Raw genomic sequence first — 14,796 nt, 5'->3', positions numbered from 1 at the left:
GGCGAAGCTGGAATCAGCGAAGCATGCTTCGCCCGGCGTAGCGCCCCGCGCATGCAAGCTCGGGGCCGGGGCCGCAGGCTCGTCGCGTCGCCGACCCGGCCATCAATTTCCCGCGCCTCTTGTTTGGAGAATGAAGGGTACCCGGAGGGCGACACAACGGGATGTCCTTCTTGACTCCGCTTCGCTCCGGCCTACGGCCCGCACTGCGTGCGTTCACCCGCTGCGCGGGATGTGTCTACTTTCTTGGAAAAGCAAGAAAGTAGGACGCCCAACAGGGCGTCGGCGGTGATGGAAAATGATCCTTCACTGTTAGATCTCATTTAAACGCTTACTAGCCAAACAAATACTTACCTGTGTCTGGATTCCCCTTCCGCCATATCACGCTGTCCATAAAGTAATGATGGACATTTACAAAGATAAGGAAGAAGTAGAGGAAGAGCGACGAACCAAAAACACTTTGATCATAGTCAAAAAATTCATAAAAAAACAAAGGCAATCCCCAGAACATCAGATAGCCTAAAATCACTGCTATTGCGAAAAACATAGAAAGTCGCATTCTCACGCTGTATGAGCGACTAAATATTAAAGATTGATCGCTTCTCTTCTTCTCGACATTTAGCCTGTACCTCCAAACCACCGCCATATACTGAAGAGAGTGGAATGCTGGGATAACCAAAAGCATCGCCGGGTGCCGCACAAGCAACCACACATATAGACTTACCACATAGGCAACCGAGCCATTAAGTAATGACGCCCCTTTTTCCTGGGCCACAACCTTTCCAAAGAGAATAGGCGTCACAATTATAGCGCCTAAAGACGAAACCGCCCCCAAGGCCCAAAGAATCCAATAAGGAATGTCAAATGCATAATAGGAGATACCCCATATTTGGTTTTCATGAAATAAATGGTTAGCCAGAACCCAAGATGTCACCCAGACGATATAGGCATTCCCTACCAGAATTTTTTTCTCTTTGTCATTGAAAAAATTTTTCTTCAATGCCGCATCCACCTGCAACATTCCATAACCCTGTTTGACATAATGCCAACCAACAAGAAACAGCATCAAGTTGGCACCATATCCCAACGCTAAGACATCGCTCTGAAAATAAACATATGCAAAGAAGCAAAGCAAAATGGCAGGCACCAGGATTGCAGAAAAAATATATCGCGCCCGAAGGGAAGCCGGAAATAGCGCACCAAAAGCTCGCCCCCCAAAATCTTTATAAAAGATCTGATAAGAATGAGCGAAATGAGGATTGTTTACAAAATTAGCCAAAAGGAGAAACAGCGCACCAAGGCTTGCCATATCCCTATCCCCAGACCAAAGAAAAACCACCGGAACCAATACAAAGAGCGAGCCACCACCCAGCAAAAAGAAGTCCAGATAGGGCCCCCAAAGATAACCTTCGTCCCCCGTAGTATTTTTAACAGCGGAATTTGGATTTATTATTTGAACATTTCCCATTTCAATCCCCAAAAAAAAGGAGGCTCGAAAGCCTCCTTTTTTTGTAGCGAATAGCAGATCACATTACGGAGTAGGAGCAGCTGCACCGCCACGGCAGTTAGCCGGGAAATATTTAGCCACTTCGGTCCCAGTCACAGTACATTGCCAAGCGATTGAGCCGGAATAACCGGTAGTAATAGTGGTGGAAGTACCAGGCTCGACAGGCGTGAACACAACTGCAGCAGCGTCTAGTGCGGTGTCGTTGGTGCCTTGAACAGCAACTGTAATTACGCCGGTAGCAATGGTCACGCTTTCGACATATTCGGACTCGATATTACCTGGCGTTGAATCGATTCCCGCTGCTGCGTTGTCAGCGGGCAAAGTCCCACTGGATTGAAAAGTTTCAGTAACCGCAGTCTTAGCAGCAGCAGCAAAGCCAATCACTTCGCTCATCTTCGCCCGCTTGGTGTAATCCTGATAAGCCGGCAGAGCCACGGCAGCCAGAATACCGATGATCGCCACCACGATCATCAGTTCGATAAGAGTGAAACCCTTCTGCACTTGTTTCATGTTCAGCTTCTCCGTCTTGGAAAACTTTTTATTGTGCCCACCCCCGGCGAGCGCCTGTCTCCTCTATGCAGCTATCGGGCCAATCTTTTCACGCCCGGCGGACGGCCGTTTTTGCGATGGCCGCTCTTTGGGAAATTGCCGTTTTTTGTCATCGTGTGACGCAAATGGTCACGCCCGGGTGCCCGGTTGTGTCACTTCAGGCGTGATTTAAGCAGCGGCGCCAAGTGGTTGACGGGGCGGACTTTACAGCCGGGAGCAACGCTGCCAATCTGTTTCGCAAGTAAGCCCTTCTTCTCATAATAGAAATCATAACCTGCTGATTTGTTGCCCATGAGCACTTCGTCGTCGTCTTTGAGTGGCCTGGCCCGCCGGTTGGTGAATGATGGCCATCTGACCGTGGAAATCGCCCAGCAGGCGGCCGCCGATGCGCGCCGGGAGCAGGTGCCGCTGGTGCGGCATCTGACCGCCTCTGGCAAGGTGTCGTCGATGGCGCTGGCACGGGCGGCGGCGGAGGAATTCGGTGATCCGCTGATCGATCTGAACGCCTTTTCCGGGGACATGATGGTCCGCGATCTGGTCGATACCCGGCTGATCGTGAAGCATTCCATTTTGCCGCTGATGCGGCGCGGCAGCCGTTTGTTCGTGGCGGTGTCCGACCCCACCAATCTGCCCGCGCTGGAAGAGATCCGATTCAATACCGGCCTCAACGTGGAAACGTTGATCGCCGAGGACGACAAGCTGCTGCGCTGGATCGATAAGCTGGAGTCGGAGCAGGAAGGCAAGGCGTTCGACGATCTCGATGACGATCTGGACGGGCTGGACGTAGCGGAAGAGCCGGACAACGCCGGTAAGGACGACGCGGCGTCCGGGGCGGACGATGCGCCGATCGTGCGTTTTGTTAACAAGCTGCTGCTGGACGCCATTAAAGGCGGCGCTTCGGATTTGCATTTCGAGCCGTATGAGAAGACCTACCGGGTGCGCTTCCGCCAGGACGGCATTCTCGAGACCGTGTCCAAGCCTCCGATCACCACCGCCAGCAAGCTGGCGGCGCGCTTGAAAGTAATGGCGCGGCTGGATATCTCCGAGCGGCGGGTGCCTCAGGATGGCCGCATCAAACTGAAAATTTCCAAGACCCGCTCGATTGATTTCCGCGTCAACACCTGCCCGACCCTGTTCGGCGAGAAGATCGTGCTGCGGATTCTGGATGCGGAAAGCGCCAAGATGGGCATCGATGCGCTCGGCTATGAGCCCGAGCAAAAGCAGATGTACATGGACGCGCTGCATAAGCCCCAGGGCATGATTCTGGTCACCGGGCCCACCGGTTCGGGCAAGACCGTGTCGCTGTACACCGGCGTCAACATTCTCAATACGCCGGAGCGCAACATTTCCACCGCGGAAGATCCGGTGGAAATCAATCTGGACGGCATCAACCAGGTCAACGTGAATCCCAAGCAGGGCCTGGATTTCTCGTCCGCGCTGCGCGCCTTCTTGCGCCAGGATCCGGACGTGATTCTGGTCGGCGAAATCCGCGATCTGGAGACCGCTGAAATCGCGGTGAAAGCGGCGCAGACCGGCCATCTGGTGCTCTCCACCCTGCACACCAACAGCGCGCCGGAAACGCTGACCCGGCTGCGCAATATGGGCGTGCCTTCATTCAACATCGCCACCTCGGTGATTCTGATCATCGCCCAGCGGCTGGCGCGGCGGCTGTGCGATCACTGCAAGGAGCCGGTGGAGATTCCCGATCAGTCCTTGCGTGAGATGGGTTTCACGGACAGCGATCTGCAGAGCGGCTTTACTGTGTACGGCCCGGCCGGCTGCGAAAAATGCAAGGCCGGCTATAAGGGCCGCCTGGGGGTTTACGAAGTCGTGCGCATCACCGACGGCATTGGCCGCATCATCATGGAGGAAGGCAACTCCATCGAGATCGCCGATCAGTGCCGCAAGGAGGGGTTCAATGATCTGTACCGCTCCGGCTTGAATAAGGTGATGCAGGGGGTAACCAGTCTTGAAGAGGTGAGCCGGGTCACCAGCGGTCATTGACGCGCTCGGTCGGCTTAGCGGGGAATCAGGGTATGGCAAAAGCAGCGGCACAACAGAAGACCGCCACCTTTATTTACGAAGGCACCGACCGCAAAGGGGCGCGGGTCAAGGGCGAGGTCAACGGCAAGGGCCCGGCGCTGGTGCGTGCCGAGTTGCGCCGCCAGGGCATTCAGGCCCGCAAGGTGGTGAAGAAACGCCAGAGTGCCTTCGGTGGGAAGAAAAAGATCAAGTCCATGGACATCGCCATTTTTACCCGGCAGATGGCGACCATGATGAAAGCCGGCGTACCGCTGGTGCAGTCGTTCGAAATCGTCGCCGACGGGCTGGAGAATCCCTCCATGAAAGCGGTGATTCTGAAGATCAAAGCGGACGTGGAAGGCGGCAACAATTTCGCCGGCGCACTGCGGCAGCACCCCACCCTGTTCGACGATCTGTACTGCAGCCTGGTGGAATCCGGCGAAGCCTCCGGGGCCCTGGAAACCATGCTCGACCGGGTGGCGCTGTACAAAGAAAAAAGCGAAGCGTTGAAGTCGAAGGTCAAAAAAGCGGTGAAATACCCCATTGCGGTGGTCGCGGTGGCGGTGATCGTCACCGCTATTCTGCTGCTCAAGGTGGTGCCGGTGTTCCAGGAGCTGTTCGAGGGGTTTGGTGCCGAGTTGCCCGCCTTTACCCGCTTCGTGATCAGCATTTCCGAGGGCCTGCAGAATAATTTTTTGATCATCCTGCTGGTCGTCGCCGGCCTGATTTACGGCTTTATCGAGGGCAAGAAGCGATCCCGGGCGTTCGCCGACGCCGTCGACCGGCTGACCTTGCGCCTGCCGATTGTCGGCCAGATCGCCCATAAAGCCACGGTGGCGCGTTTCTCGCGCACGCTCTCCACCACCTTCGCCGCCGGTGTGCCGCTGATTGACGCCCTGGACGCCTGCGCCGGCGCTACCGGCAATGTGGTCTACCGCAAGGCGGTGCTGCAGGTGAAGGACGACGTCTCCACCGGCCAGCAATTGCAGTTCGCCATGCGTTCCACCGGTGTGTTTCCGCCCATGGCCCTGCAGATGACCGCCATCGGCGAGGAATCCGGCTCCCTGGACGCCATGCTCGCCAAGGTCGCCACCTATTATGAAGACGAAGTGGACAACCTGGTGGACGGCCTCACCAGCATGCTCGAACCGCTGATCATGGCGGTGCTGGGGGTGCTGATCGGCGGCTTGATCATCGCCATGTATCTGCCCATTTTCCAACTCGGCAACGTGGTCTGATGATGCTGCGACTGGATTGGCTGGCGGCGAGCCCGCTCGCCTTGATCATCGTCTGCGCGGTGCTGGGTCTGCTGGTGGGCAGCTTCTTGAACGTGGTGATTCACCGCCTGCCGCTGATGATGGAGCGCGGCTGGCGCCGCGAAGCCCGCGAATTGCTCGGCCAGCCCGAACACAACGAGCCGCTGTTCAATCTGCTGGTGCCACGCTCACGCTGCCCGCACTGCGATCACGGCATTGCCTGGCACGAAAACATTCCAGTGCTCAGTTGGCTGGCGCTGCGCGGACGCTGCAGCGCCTGCCAGGCGCCGATCAGCAAACGCTATCCGATCATCGAGCTGCTGGCCGCGCTGGTGGCGGCACTGTGCGCCTGGCGCTTCGGCTACGGCCCGTGGTTGCCGTTCACCCTGTTCGCCAGCTTTACCCTGCTGGCGTTGGCGGTGATCGACCTGGACACCACCCTGCTGCCCGACGCCCTCACCTACCCGTTGCTGTGGGCCGGCCTGCTGGCCGCCCTGCTGGACTTGTCACCAGTGCCTCTGCCGGAGGCGGTGGCCGGCGCCATGGCCGGCTACCTGGCTCTGTGGAGTCTCTACTGGGTGTTCAAGCTGGTCACCGGCAAGGAGGGCATGGGCTACGGCGATTTCAAATTGCTCGCCGCGCTGGGCGCCTGGCTGGGCTGGCAATACCTGCCCCTGGTGATTCTGCTGTCGTCGGTGGTGGGCCTGGTGTTTGCGCTGGCGATGATGGCCGGCGGCCGCGTCAAACGGGGCCAGGGCATCCCCTTCGGCCCCTACCTGGCCATCGCCGGCTGGATCGCCCTGCTCTGGGGCGAGCCGATTGTCAGCGGGTATCTGGGGTTGTTTAACCTCAGCTAGGGTGCAAGCTGCAAGCTGCAAGCTGCAACCTGCAAGCTGCAAGCTGCAAGCTGCAAGCTGCAAGCTGCAAGCTGCAAGCTGCAAGCTGCAAGCTGCAAGCTGCAAGCTGCAAGCTGCAAGCTGCAAGCTGCAAGCTGCAAGCTGCAAGCTGCAAGCTGCAAGCTGCAAGCTGCAAGCTGCAAGCTGCAAGCTGCAAGCTGCAAGCTGCAAGCTGCAAGCTGCAAGCTGCAAGCTGCAAGCTGCAAGCTGCAAGCTGCAAGCTGCAAGCTGCAAGCTGCAAGCTGCAAGCTGCAAGCTGCAAGCTGCAAGCTGCAAGCTGCAAGCTGCAAGCTGCAAGCTGCAAGCTGCAAGCTGCAAGCTGCAAGCTGCAAGCTGCAAGCTGCAAGCTGCAAGCTGCAAGCTGCAAGCTGCAAGCTGCAAGCTGCAAGCTGCAAGCTGCAAGCTGCAAGCTGCAAGCTGCAAGCTGCAAGCTGCAAGCTGCAAGCTGCAAGCTGCAAGCTGCAAGCTGCAAGCTGCAAGCTGCAAGCTGCAAGCTGCAAGCTGCAAGCTGCAAGCTGCAAGCCAGAAAAGGATCGTGGCCCCGCAAAGCCTGTCAAGCCTTTCTGGAAGTCTTTTTGTAGCTTGCGGCTTGCGGCTTGAAGCCTATCTGGAGGTGTTTTTGCGGCTTGAAGCTTGAAGCTTGCAGCTTCAAGCCAGCAACTCCCCCTGGATTTTTCCTTTCCACGCCGGTACCTTCGCGGCTGACCGAATTCTTGGAGCCCCCCTATGTTCGTGGTTGGCCTTACCGGCGGCATTGGCAGCGGCAAAAGCGCGGCCACCGATTATCTCGGCCGCTTGGGCATTACCATTGTGGATGCCGATCTCGCCTCCCGGGTGGTGGTGGCGCCTGGCAGCCCGGCGCTGGCTGCCATCGCTGATCGCTTCGGCGATGTTCTGCAGAGCGACGGCAGCCTCAACCGCCGCGCGCTGCGCGATATCGTGTTCGCCGACGAGCAGGCGCGGCGCGACCTGGAAGCAATCACTCACCCCGCCATCGGCCTGGAATTGCGCCGTCAGATCAAAGCCAGCGCCAGCCCGTACACGATCCTGGTGTCGCCCTTGCTGCTGGAAGGAAGCCAGAAAGAGATGGTGCAGCGGGTGATGGTGGTGGACGTGGCTCCAGAGCTGCAGATGGCCCGAACCGTGGTGCGTGATGAGGTGCCCGAGAGTCAGGTGGAGGCGATCATGCGCGCCCAGATGGATCGGGAAACACGCTTGCGGCTGGCCGACGATGTGGTTGAAAATCACGGCCCGCTGGAGGATCTGCACCAGCGCCTCAATGCACTCCACCAACATTACCTGCAGCTTGCCGACCGTTATGCCTGATAAACCGACGTTGATCTATCCCTGCCCACACTGCCGCAAACCCAGCCGCTGGGACGACAACCCATGGCGACCCTTTTGCAGCGAGCGCTGCAAACTGATCGACCTGGGTGACTGGGCCTCCGAGCGCCACGGCATCCCCGGCGACCCCTCCGAACCGGGCGACGACCTGGACGATTTGTACTGAAGAGAGCGCAACGGGCGGCGGCGAACGCCGGCCGTTGAAGCCTGGCGATCAGCCCGGCCAGAACGCGCGGATGCCGGCCACGCCAAAAGCGCCGTGCTCACGGGCCAGGGCGAGGTCGTCCGGCGCCACTCCGCCGAGCGCGTAGAACACCAGGGGCTGTTCGCGCACCAGGTCCTGAAAGCCCGGCCACCCCAGCGGCGTGGCGCCCGGGTGGCTGGCGGTACGCCGCACCGGCGAGAGCGTCGCCATGTGCGCGCCAATATCGATGGCCCGCTGAATTTGCGCGCGGTCATGGCAGGCGGCGGAAATCATCCCCTCGAACGCCGGGCGTTGGGTGTGCGCCATCAGCACCGGCGCGGTGAGATGCAGCCCGAAGGCATCCAGACGACGGGCCAGATCGGCGTCATCGGCGATCCAGAAGCGCAGCCCCAGCTCGTGGCAACGCGCCGCCAGGCCGCGCAGCTGTTCGCCCGCGTGGCGCAGATAGATGCCCTGCCGGGCCGGGTCCAGGCTGGCCAGCCCGGACAGCAGCGCGGCGCTGCCCAGGCCGTCGGGCAGCACCACCAGCTCACGGGGCAGCCGCAGGGCGGCGGCCACCGGCCGATTGGCCGCCGGCAACGAGCGTTCGGACACCTGCTGCAAGGGCACCCACTCCACCGGCTGGCCCTCACGGCCGTGGGGCTCACCGGACCAGGCGCGCACTTCACGAAAATGCAGCACCACGCGAAGATCCGGGTAGGCGTGCTCGACGCTCATAAACGGCGTGGAGACCAGATCGCGCAGGCCCAGCTCTTCGTCCAGCTCGCGGGCCAGAGCGTCGCCCAACGCCTCGCCGGCCTCGACCTTGCCGCCGGGAAACTCCCACAGCCCGCCCTGGTGCTTGTGCTCCGGCCGCCGACTCAGACACAGCCGCCCTTGAGCGTCGCGAATAATACCGGCTACCACCACGATTTCGGGCAGCGATGCGTCAGTGGTCAAGAGAGGCTCCTTGGGGGGGGACGCTGGACGCCGGACGCTAGACGCCGGACGCTTAAAACCAAAACCCGGGGTGGCTGATACTCTTGTGTTCGTACCCGCGGTTTTGCCAATACGCATATGCCTTTCTGCAAACCCGCAAGCCCCTCGGACCACGGGTTTAAGCGTCTAGCGTCCGGCGTCCGGCGTCCGGCGTCCAGCGCCTTACGTCCGATATTCAGCGTTTATCTTCACATAGTCATAGCTGAAATCGCAGGTCCACACCTGGCCGCTGCCGCTGCCGACGCCCAGGTCAACCACGATGCTGATCTCCGGCTTCGCCATCACCGCGGCGCCCAGCTCTTCGCGGTAGCTGTCGGCGACACCGCCTTCGGCGACAATCTGCACGTCGCCCAGCCATACCGTCACTTTGTCCACGTCGAGCTGGTCGATGGGGGCGCGGCCGATGGCGGCGAGAATGCGCCCCCAGTTGGGGTCCGAGGCAAACAGCGCGGTCTTCACCAGCGGCGAGTGGCCAATGGTGTCGGCGACGGCGCGGGCGTCCTGATCGCTGCGCGCGCCGCGCACCTGAATGTCGACGAACTTGGTGGCGCCCTCGGCGTCACGAATCAGCGCCTGCGCCAATTCCACGAACACCTGCTCCAGCGCCTGGAACAGCAGTTGCGCGTGCTCGCTTTCGGTGTCGTCGATCTCCGCCAGCCCGCTCTGGCCACTGGCGATCAGCACGCAGGCGTCGTTGGTGGAGGTGTCGCCATCCACGGTGATGCGGTTGAAAGAGAGATCCGCCAGCGCTTTGACCCAGGCGTCCAGCAGCGGCTGGGCCACCGCCGCGTCGGTGGCGATAAAGCCCAGCATGGTCGCCATATTGGGCCGAATCATGCCGGCGCCCTTGGCGATGCCGGTGACGGTCACCGTTGTGCCGTTGATTTCCACCCGCCGGCTGGCCGCCTTGGGCACCGTGTCGGTGGTCATGATGCCTTCGGCGGCGCGGCCCCAGCCGTGCTCGTCGAGCTGGTCCAGCGCCTGGGGCAAGCCCTCTTCGAACGGCTCCATGGGAAAGGTCTGGCCGATCACGCCGGTGGAAAACGGCAACACTTCATCGGGCTGGCAGTGAGCCAGCTCGGCGAGCAGCAGGCAGGTTTCCTCGCAGTAGACGAAGCCCTGATCGCCGGTGCCGGCGTTGGCATAGCCGGTGTTGATCATCAGATAGCGCGGCGCGCTGGCGGCCAGGTTGCGGCGTGCCACCTGCACCGGCGCGGCCTGGAAACGGTTGCTGGTGAAGACGCCGGCGGCGCGGCTGCCCGGGGCCAGCTCAATCACCACCAGGTCCTTGCGATTGCGCTTTTTGATGCCCGCTTCAACGGCGGCCAGTTTAACGCCGGTAACCGGGAACCATTGGGTCTGCGACATGATCGGCCCTTCTTCAATTGAAAGCGCGGTGCTCACCGCGTCTGCGTTTGGCACGGGTGCCACTCTCGTGGGCGGCGGGTGTGGGCGGCACGGCGAATCGCCGCCCGCCCACAACAGAGGTTTTAACCGGGTTTGCCGTGGAGAATCAAGATTCCAAGCGGCCGTGGCACTGCTTGTATTTCTTGCCCGAACCACACGGGCAGGGCTCATTGCGGCCCACTTTGCGGCCCTCGCGCACCACCGTGCGCGGCACTTCCGGCGGCCCTTGGGTCTGAATGCCTTCGCCGTCCGCGGTGGGCGCGGCGATTTGCTCTTGCTCGGCCTTCATTCTCTCGGACTGAATGCGGGCTTCTTCCTGGCGCTGCGCTTCGAGGCGTTCGACTTCGTCGTCACGGCGCACTTCGAAACTGTGCAACACGCGGATCAGTTCATGCTGAATCTGGTTGAGCATGGTCTGGAACAGCTCGAACGCTTCTTTCTTGTATTCCTGCTTGGGGTTTTTCTGAGCGTAGCCGCGCAGGTGAATGCCCTGGCGCAGATGATCCATGCTGGCCAGGTGCTCTTTCCAATGGCGATCGAGAATCTGCAGCATCAGATGCTTCTCGATCTGGCGCAGGGTGTCGGTGCCAATCTGCTCTTCCTTGGCCACGTAATCGGCTTCCAGGTGCTCGACGACCCGCTCGACCACACCCTCGATGTGCATGCCCTTGTCTTCTTCCAGCCACTGGCCCACCGGCACCGCGCAGCTGAACTCGGCCTCGAGCATCTTTTCCAGGCCTTCCACGTCCCACTGATCTTCCACCGAGCCCACCGGCATATAGCTGTGCACCACCTCCGGCAGCACATCCTTGCGGATGCTCTCGATGGAGGCCTGCAAAGACTCGGATTCGAGAATCTGCTCGCGCTGACTGTAGACAACACGGCGCTGATCGTTGGACACATTGTCGTATTCGAGCAGGTTTTTACGAATGTCGAAGTTGCGCGCCTCGACTTTGCGCTGGGCGTTCTCGATGGCGCGGGAGACCCAGCGGTGTTCAATCGCTTCGCCGTCTTTCAGGCCCAGCGAGCGCATCATGTTACGCACCCGGTCGGAGGCGAAGATGCGCATCAGATCGTCTTCCATGGACAGGAAGAAGCGCGTGTAGCCCGGGTCACCCTGGCGGCCGGCCCGGCCACGCAGCTGGTTATCGATGCGGCGCGATTCGTGGCGTTCGGTGCCGATAATGTGCAGGCCGCCCGCGGCCAGCACTTTCTCGTGGTTGTCCTGCCATTCGGCGCGGATCTTCTCGGCGAGTTCCTCGGAGGGCTCGTCCATGTGCTTGATTTCTTCTTCCGGGTTACCGCCCAGCATGATGTCGGTGCCGCGACCCGCCATATTGGTGGCGATGGTCACCGTGCCCGGGCGCCCGGCCTGTGCGATCACCTGCGCCTCGCGCTGGTGCTGCTTGGCGTTGAGCACCTGGTGCTTGATCTTGGCCTTGGTGAGCCGCTGGTCAATGTATTCGGAGGCTTCGATGGTGGCGGTACCCACCAGCACCGGCGCGCCTTTCTCCACGCAGGCGCGCACTTCCTCGACGATGGCGTCGAATTTTTCTTCCAGGGTCAGATAGACCAGATCGTTGGCATCCTTACGCACCATCGGCCGGTTGGTGGGAATCACCACCACATCCATGCCATAGATCTGCCGGAATTCCATCGCCTCGGTGTCGGCGGTGCCGGTCATCCCCGCGAGCTTGTCGTACAGCCGGAAGTAGTTCTGGAAGGTGGTGGAGGCCAGGGTCTGGTTCTCCTGCTGAATGCGCACCCCCTCTTTCGCTTCCACCGCCTGGTGAATGCCTTCGGACCAGCGGCGGCCCGGCATGGTGCGGCCAGTGTGCTCATCGACGATCACGATCTGGTCGTTCTGCACCACGTATTCACGATCTTTGTGGAACAGCACGTAGGCTTTCAGCCCCGCGTGCACATGGTGCAGCAGGTTCAGGTTGTGGGCGGCGTACAGGCTTTCGCCGGCTTCCAGCAGGTTGTTCTCCACCAGCAGCGATTCGATCAGTTGATGGCCCTGCTCGGTGAGTTCCACCTGGCGCTGCTTCTCATCCACGAAGTAGTCGCCCTCGCCCTCTTCCTCGACCTGCGGCTTAAGCTGCGGGATCAACAGGTTGATCTGCTTATACAGCTCGGAGGAATCCGCCGCCGGGCCGGAAATGATCAGCGGGGTGCGGGCTTCATCGATAAGAATGGAATCCACCTCGTCGACCACCGCGTAGTTGAGCGGGCGCTGCACCCGGTCTTCCAGGCGAAACGCCATGTTGTCGCGCAGGTAATCGAAGCCGAATTCATTGTTGGTGCCGTAGGTGATGTCCGAGCCGTAGGCTTCGCGTTTTTGCGCCTGTGGCTGCTGGGAAAGAATCACGCCCACGCTCAACCCCAGGAACTCATACAAAGGACGCATCCAGTTGGCGTCCCGCTCGGCCAGATAATCGTTCACCGTCACCACATGCACGCCCTTGCCGGACAGCGCATTGAGATACACCGGCAGGGTCGCGGTGAGGGTCTTGCCCTCGCCGGTGCGCATTTCGGCGATGCGCCCCTCGTGCAAAGCGATGCCGCCCACGATCTGCACATCGAAATGGCGCATGCCCATCACCCGGGTGGCGGCTTCGCGGGCCACCGCGAAAGCGCTCGGCAGCAGCTCATCCAGCGTCTTGCCCTCGGCAAAAGCGGCTTTCAGTTCGGCGGTTTTGTTTTTCAGCGCCTCGTCGTCGAGCTGGGCGATCTCATCGCCCAACGCGTTCACGGAGGAGACCAGGCGCGATATCCGCTTGAGTTCGCGGTCATTTTTTGTGCCGAAGACTTTCTTGACGATGGTAGCCAGCATGAAACGTCCGTTTATTCTCAGTGGGTGGGGCGAAAGGGGATCATTCTAAACACAATAGACCAGGGAGATAAGGTGCGGGGCGTGACTATTCAAGGCTCAAGCCACAAGCTTCAAACTACAAGCTCCCGCCTGGAGCCGCCGCTTGTAGCTTGAGGCCTGGAGCTTGTCGCTGGCGTTAGCGCCGGGCGCGGTAAATATAGGGGTGCGGGTTGACCTGGCGGCCGTCCTTGAGCACTTCGTAGTGCACGTGGGGCCCGGTGGAGCGGCCGGTGGAGCCCATCAAAGCGACCACGTCGCCGGTGCGCACGATGTCGCCGACCTGCACTTTCACGGTTTTGGCGTGGCCATAACGGGTGCTGATGCCATTACCGTGGTTGATTTCCACCAGCTTGCCGTAGCCGGAACGGGCGCCCGCGTAGGTCACCACCCCGGAGGCGGTGGCCACCACCGGTGAGCCGTCCTTGCCGGCGAAATCCACCCCTTCGTGCCAGGCCAGCTTGCCCGTGAAGGGGTCGGCGCGGCGCCCGAAACGGCTTGACATCCAGCCGTGCAGAATCGGCCGCCCGGCCAGAAAGGTGGCGTTTTCCAGATGGCGGTTGGCAAGCAGCTTCTCGAGGATATCAAGCTGCTGTTCGCGCCGCTCCAGGGTGGCGGTCAGTTGATCCAGCTCCTCCAGAAACGAGGGCGGCGTAAAGGCGCTGCTCTCCTGGGGTTCCGGGCCGCCCATCGCCAGTTCACCGCCAAAATCGAACTCGTCACTGTCGATGCCGGCCACGTCCACCAGCCGCTCGCCGAGGGCGTCCAAACGGACCAGGCGCGCCTGGGCGTCGGCCAGCTTCAGGGTCAGCGCCTGAAATTGCTCTTTGCTGAGCCGGCGCAGCTCCGCCACTTCGCTGGTCTGGGTGTCCAAATAGGACTGAAAGCGCCGTGCAACGGCATCGGTGTACGCCGGCGGCGCCACCCGATAAACCAGCCAGTAGGCGCCGACCCCGGCGAACACGGGAACCACGAGCAGCGCGGCCAACAACAGACCCGGCAAGAAACGCGGCAAACTGAAGGTGCGGGAATGCCCGCGCTTGCTGTTAAGCACTATGATATTCATGGTGGTGGTCGCGCCTTTTATTAATTCGCTTTAACCCGGGAGCGGGACCACACGCCCCGGGCCGTTCAATCGCACGCTTTGCCAGACCCCAAGTCGACCAGAAATGGCCGGCCCCATCCGTCCGGTGCCCCGGCACGGGATATGCATGAGGCGGGCCAGAAATCCTTTCCGTGGGGCATCCATGCGATGAAGCGTGTCTTTATTAGTCGTTGCCGGATTAGTCGTTGCCAGCGAGTGCTCGCCAGCCGGTCGCGCCTGGCCGGGCTGGCGCCCAATGCCACGGCACCGTACTCTTGCTGGCATCAGGGCTGGCATCAGGGCCGGTCACCAGTGCGATTGACACGGGTCCGGCTCGAGCCCTGGATGCCGGGTATCCCGGCGCGGTCTCAGTTATCATTCTTTTTACAATCCGGAGGGTAGCGTAGGGAAATGGTATGAGCAAGAAAAGGCTACCCGATGAACTTCAGGCCCTGCTGGGCGGCAACCCGGCTTTAAAGCGGCTGGCGCGGGCCGCCCGCGACAGCGGGCCAGCCCAGCGCGACCCCCGCGAATGCCTGCCGCCAGCGCTGCGCGACCGGGTGCGGCTGGTGGAAGAGGAGCAACACTGGCTGGCCCTGGTGGAAACCAGCGCCACCGCGCAATTGCTGCGCTTTCACCTGCCGCGCCTGGAGCGCGCCTTGCCCGGGCCCGGCGTCAA

13 protein-coding genes and 1 pseudogene are annotated in these 14,796 nt (G+C 60.9%); 7 read left to right on the top strand and 7 right to left on the bottom strand.

Annotated features, from left to right (window positions below):
• Window positions 1–331 precede the first annotated feature (331 nt).
• The 3 genes from CGS25_RS14230 to CGS25_RS19055 all read right to left on the bottom strand — a co-directional run bounded on the left by CGS25_RS14230 (window position 332) and on the right by CGS25_RS19055 (window position 2,346).
• On the bottom strand, window positions 332–1,465 hold the full coding sequence (locus CGS25_RS14230; RefSeq protein ID WP_101675872.1) for a hypothetical protein: 1,134 nt from the start codon (window positions 1,463–1,465) through the stop codon (window positions 332–334).
• A 63-nt stretch (window positions 1,466–1,528) separates the two neighbouring features.
• On the bottom strand, window positions 1,529–2,014 hold the full coding sequence (locus CGS25_RS14225; RefSeq protein ID WP_101675871.1) for a pilin: 486 nt from the start codon (window positions 2,012–2,014) through the stop codon (window positions 1,529–1,531).
• A 191-nt stretch (window positions 2,015–2,205) separates the two neighbouring features.
• Entirely contained in the window at window positions 2,206–2,346 is a 141-nt protein-coding gene (locus CGS25_RS19055; protein WP_157933839.1) for a hypothetical protein, read from the bottom strand.
• Between CGS25_RS19055 and pilB the strand changes: the two genes are divergently transcribed.
• From pilB to CGS25_RS14195, 6 genes are all read left to right on the top strand, one after another.
• Window positions 2,345–4,057, top strand: coding sequence for a type IV-A pilus assembly ATPase PilB (gene pilB, locus CGS25_RS14220; protein WP_089032926.1), 1,713 nt, complete (start codon window positions 2,345–2,347; stop codon window positions 4,055–4,057). The two genes, CGS25_RS19055 and pilB, sit on opposite strands and share 2 nt — an antisense overlap.
• Window positions 4,058–4,089: 32 nt before the next feature.
• The gene (locus CGS25_RS14215) at window positions 4,090–5,313 is read left to right on the top strand and encodes a type II secretion system F family protein (protein WP_089032927.1); all 1,224 of its coding nucleotides are present in this window, start codon (window positions 4,090–4,092) and stop codon (window positions 5,311–5,313) included.
• Between the two features lie 2 nt (window positions 5,314–5,315).
• A complete protein-coding gene (locus tag CGS25_RS14210; RefSeq protein ID WP_101675908.1) occupies window positions 5,316–6,188 on the top strand; it encodes a prepilin peptidase in 873 nt (290 codons plus the stop codon).
• A gap of 1 nt (window position 6,189) precedes the next feature.
• Complete coding sequence (locus CGS25_RS19050; protein WP_157933838.1) at window positions 6,190–6,864, top strand: hypothetical protein; 675 nt, start codon at window positions 6,190–6,192, stop codon at window positions 6,862–6,864.
• An 89-nt stretch (window positions 6,865–6,953) separates the two neighbouring features.
• On the top strand, window positions 6,954–7,553 hold the full coding sequence (gene coaE / locus CGS25_RS14200) for a dephospho-CoA kinase (protein WP_101675870.1): 600 nt from the start codon (window positions 6,954–6,956) through the stop codon (window positions 7,551–7,553).
• Complete coding sequence (locus tag CGS25_RS14195) at window positions 7,546–7,737, top strand: DNA gyrase inhibitor YacG (RefSeq protein ID WP_089032929.1); 192 nt, start codon at window positions 7,546–7,548, stop codon at window positions 7,735–7,737. The genes coaE and CGS25_RS14195 overlap by 8 nt, the downstream gene beginning before the upstream one ends.
• A gap of 48 nt (window positions 7,738–7,785) precedes the next feature.
• On the opposite strand, the gene CGS25_RS14190 is transcribed toward CGS25_RS14195, so the two are convergent.
• The 4 genes from CGS25_RS14190 to CGS25_RS14175 form a co-directional block, all read right to left on the bottom strand.
• A complete protein-coding gene (locus CGS25_RS14190) occupies window positions 7,786–8,715 on the bottom strand; it encodes a Nudix family hydrolase (RefSeq protein ID WP_232802419.1) in 930 nt (309 codons plus the stop codon).
• Between the two features lie 201 nt (window positions 8,716–8,916).
• Window positions 8,917–10,122, bottom strand: coding sequence for a bifunctional glutamate N-acetyltransferase/amino-acid acetyltransferase ArgJ (argJ, locus tag CGS25_RS14185; protein ID WP_089034563.1), 1,206 nt, complete (start codon window positions 10,120–10,122; stop codon window positions 8,917–8,919).
• 145 nt (window positions 10,123–10,267) lie between these two features.
• Window positions 10,268–12,997, bottom strand: a complete 2,730-nt coding sequence (secA, locus tag CGS25_RS14180; protein ID WP_101675868.1) for a preprotein translocase subunit SecA — start codon at window positions 12,995–12,997, stop codon at window positions 10,268–10,270.
• Window positions 12,998–13,172: 175 nt separating this feature from the next.
• On the bottom strand, window positions 13,173–14,099 hold the full coding sequence (locus CGS25_RS14175; RefSeq protein WP_089032932.1) for a M23 family metallopeptidase: 927 nt from the start codon (window positions 14,097–14,099) through the stop codon (window positions 13,173–13,175).
• A 434-nt stretch (window positions 14,100–14,533) separates the two neighbouring features.
• Between CGS25_RS14175 and CGS25_RS14170 the strand changes: the two are divergent.
• A pseudogene (locus CGS25_RS14170) lies at window positions 14,534–14,796 on the top strand (hypothetical protein); the annotation flags it as partial.

The organism is Alloalcanivorax mobilis (assembly GCF_002864685.1).
Taxonomy (GTDB): Bacteria; Pseudomonadota; Gammaproteobacteria; order Pseudomonadales; family Alcanivoracaceae; genus Alloalcanivorax; species Alloalcanivorax mobilis.
The sequence above is the reverse complement of the archived record's forward strand: the minus strand, read 5'-3'. Positions and strand labels throughout refer to the sequence as shown.

Bases quoted from the DNA above. Each gene is read 5' to 3' on its own strand.
- CGS25_RS14230 (WP_101675872.1), bottom strand. From the start codon at position 1,465: ATGGGAAATGTTCAAATAATAAATCCAAATTCCGCTGTTAAAAATACT.
- CGS25_RS14225 (WP_101675871.1), bottom strand. From the start codon at position 2,014: ATGAAACAAGTGCAGAAGGGTTTCACTCTTATCGAACTGATGATCGTG.
- pilB (WP_089032926.1), top strand. From the start codon at position 2,345: ATGAGCACTTCGTCGTCGTCTTTGAGTGGCCTGGCCCGCCGGTTGGTG.
- CGS25_RS19055 (WP_157933839.1), bottom strand. From the start codon at position 2,346: ATGGGCAACAAATCAGCAGGTTATGATTTCTATTATGAGAAGAAGGGC.
- CGS25_RS14215 (WP_089032927.1), top strand. From the start codon at position 4,090: ATGGCAAAAGCAGCGGCACAACAGAAGACCGCCACCTTTATTTACGAA.
- CGS25_RS14210 (WP_101675908.1), top strand. From the start codon at position 5,316: ATGCTGCGACTGGATTGGCTGGCGGCGAGCCCGCTCGCCTTGATCATC.
- coaE (WP_101675870.1), top strand. From the start codon at position 6,954: ATGTTCGTGGTTGGCCTTACCGGCGGCATTGGCAGCGGCAAAAGCGCG.
- CGS25_RS14195 (WP_089032929.1), top strand. From the start codon at position 7,546: ATGCCTGATAAACCGACGTTGATCTATCCCTGCCCACACTGCCGCAAA.
- argJ (WP_089034563.1), bottom strand. From the start codon at position 10,122: ATGTCGCAGACCCAATGGTTCCCGGTTACCGGCGTTAAACTGGCCGCC.
- secA (WP_101675868.1), bottom strand. From the start codon at position 12,997: ATGCTGGCTACCATCGTCAAGAAAGTCTTCGGCACAAAAAATGACCGC.
- CGS25_RS14175 (WP_089032932.1), bottom strand. From the start codon at position 14,099: ATGAATATCATAGTGCTTAACAGCAAGCGCGGGCATTCCCGCACCTTC.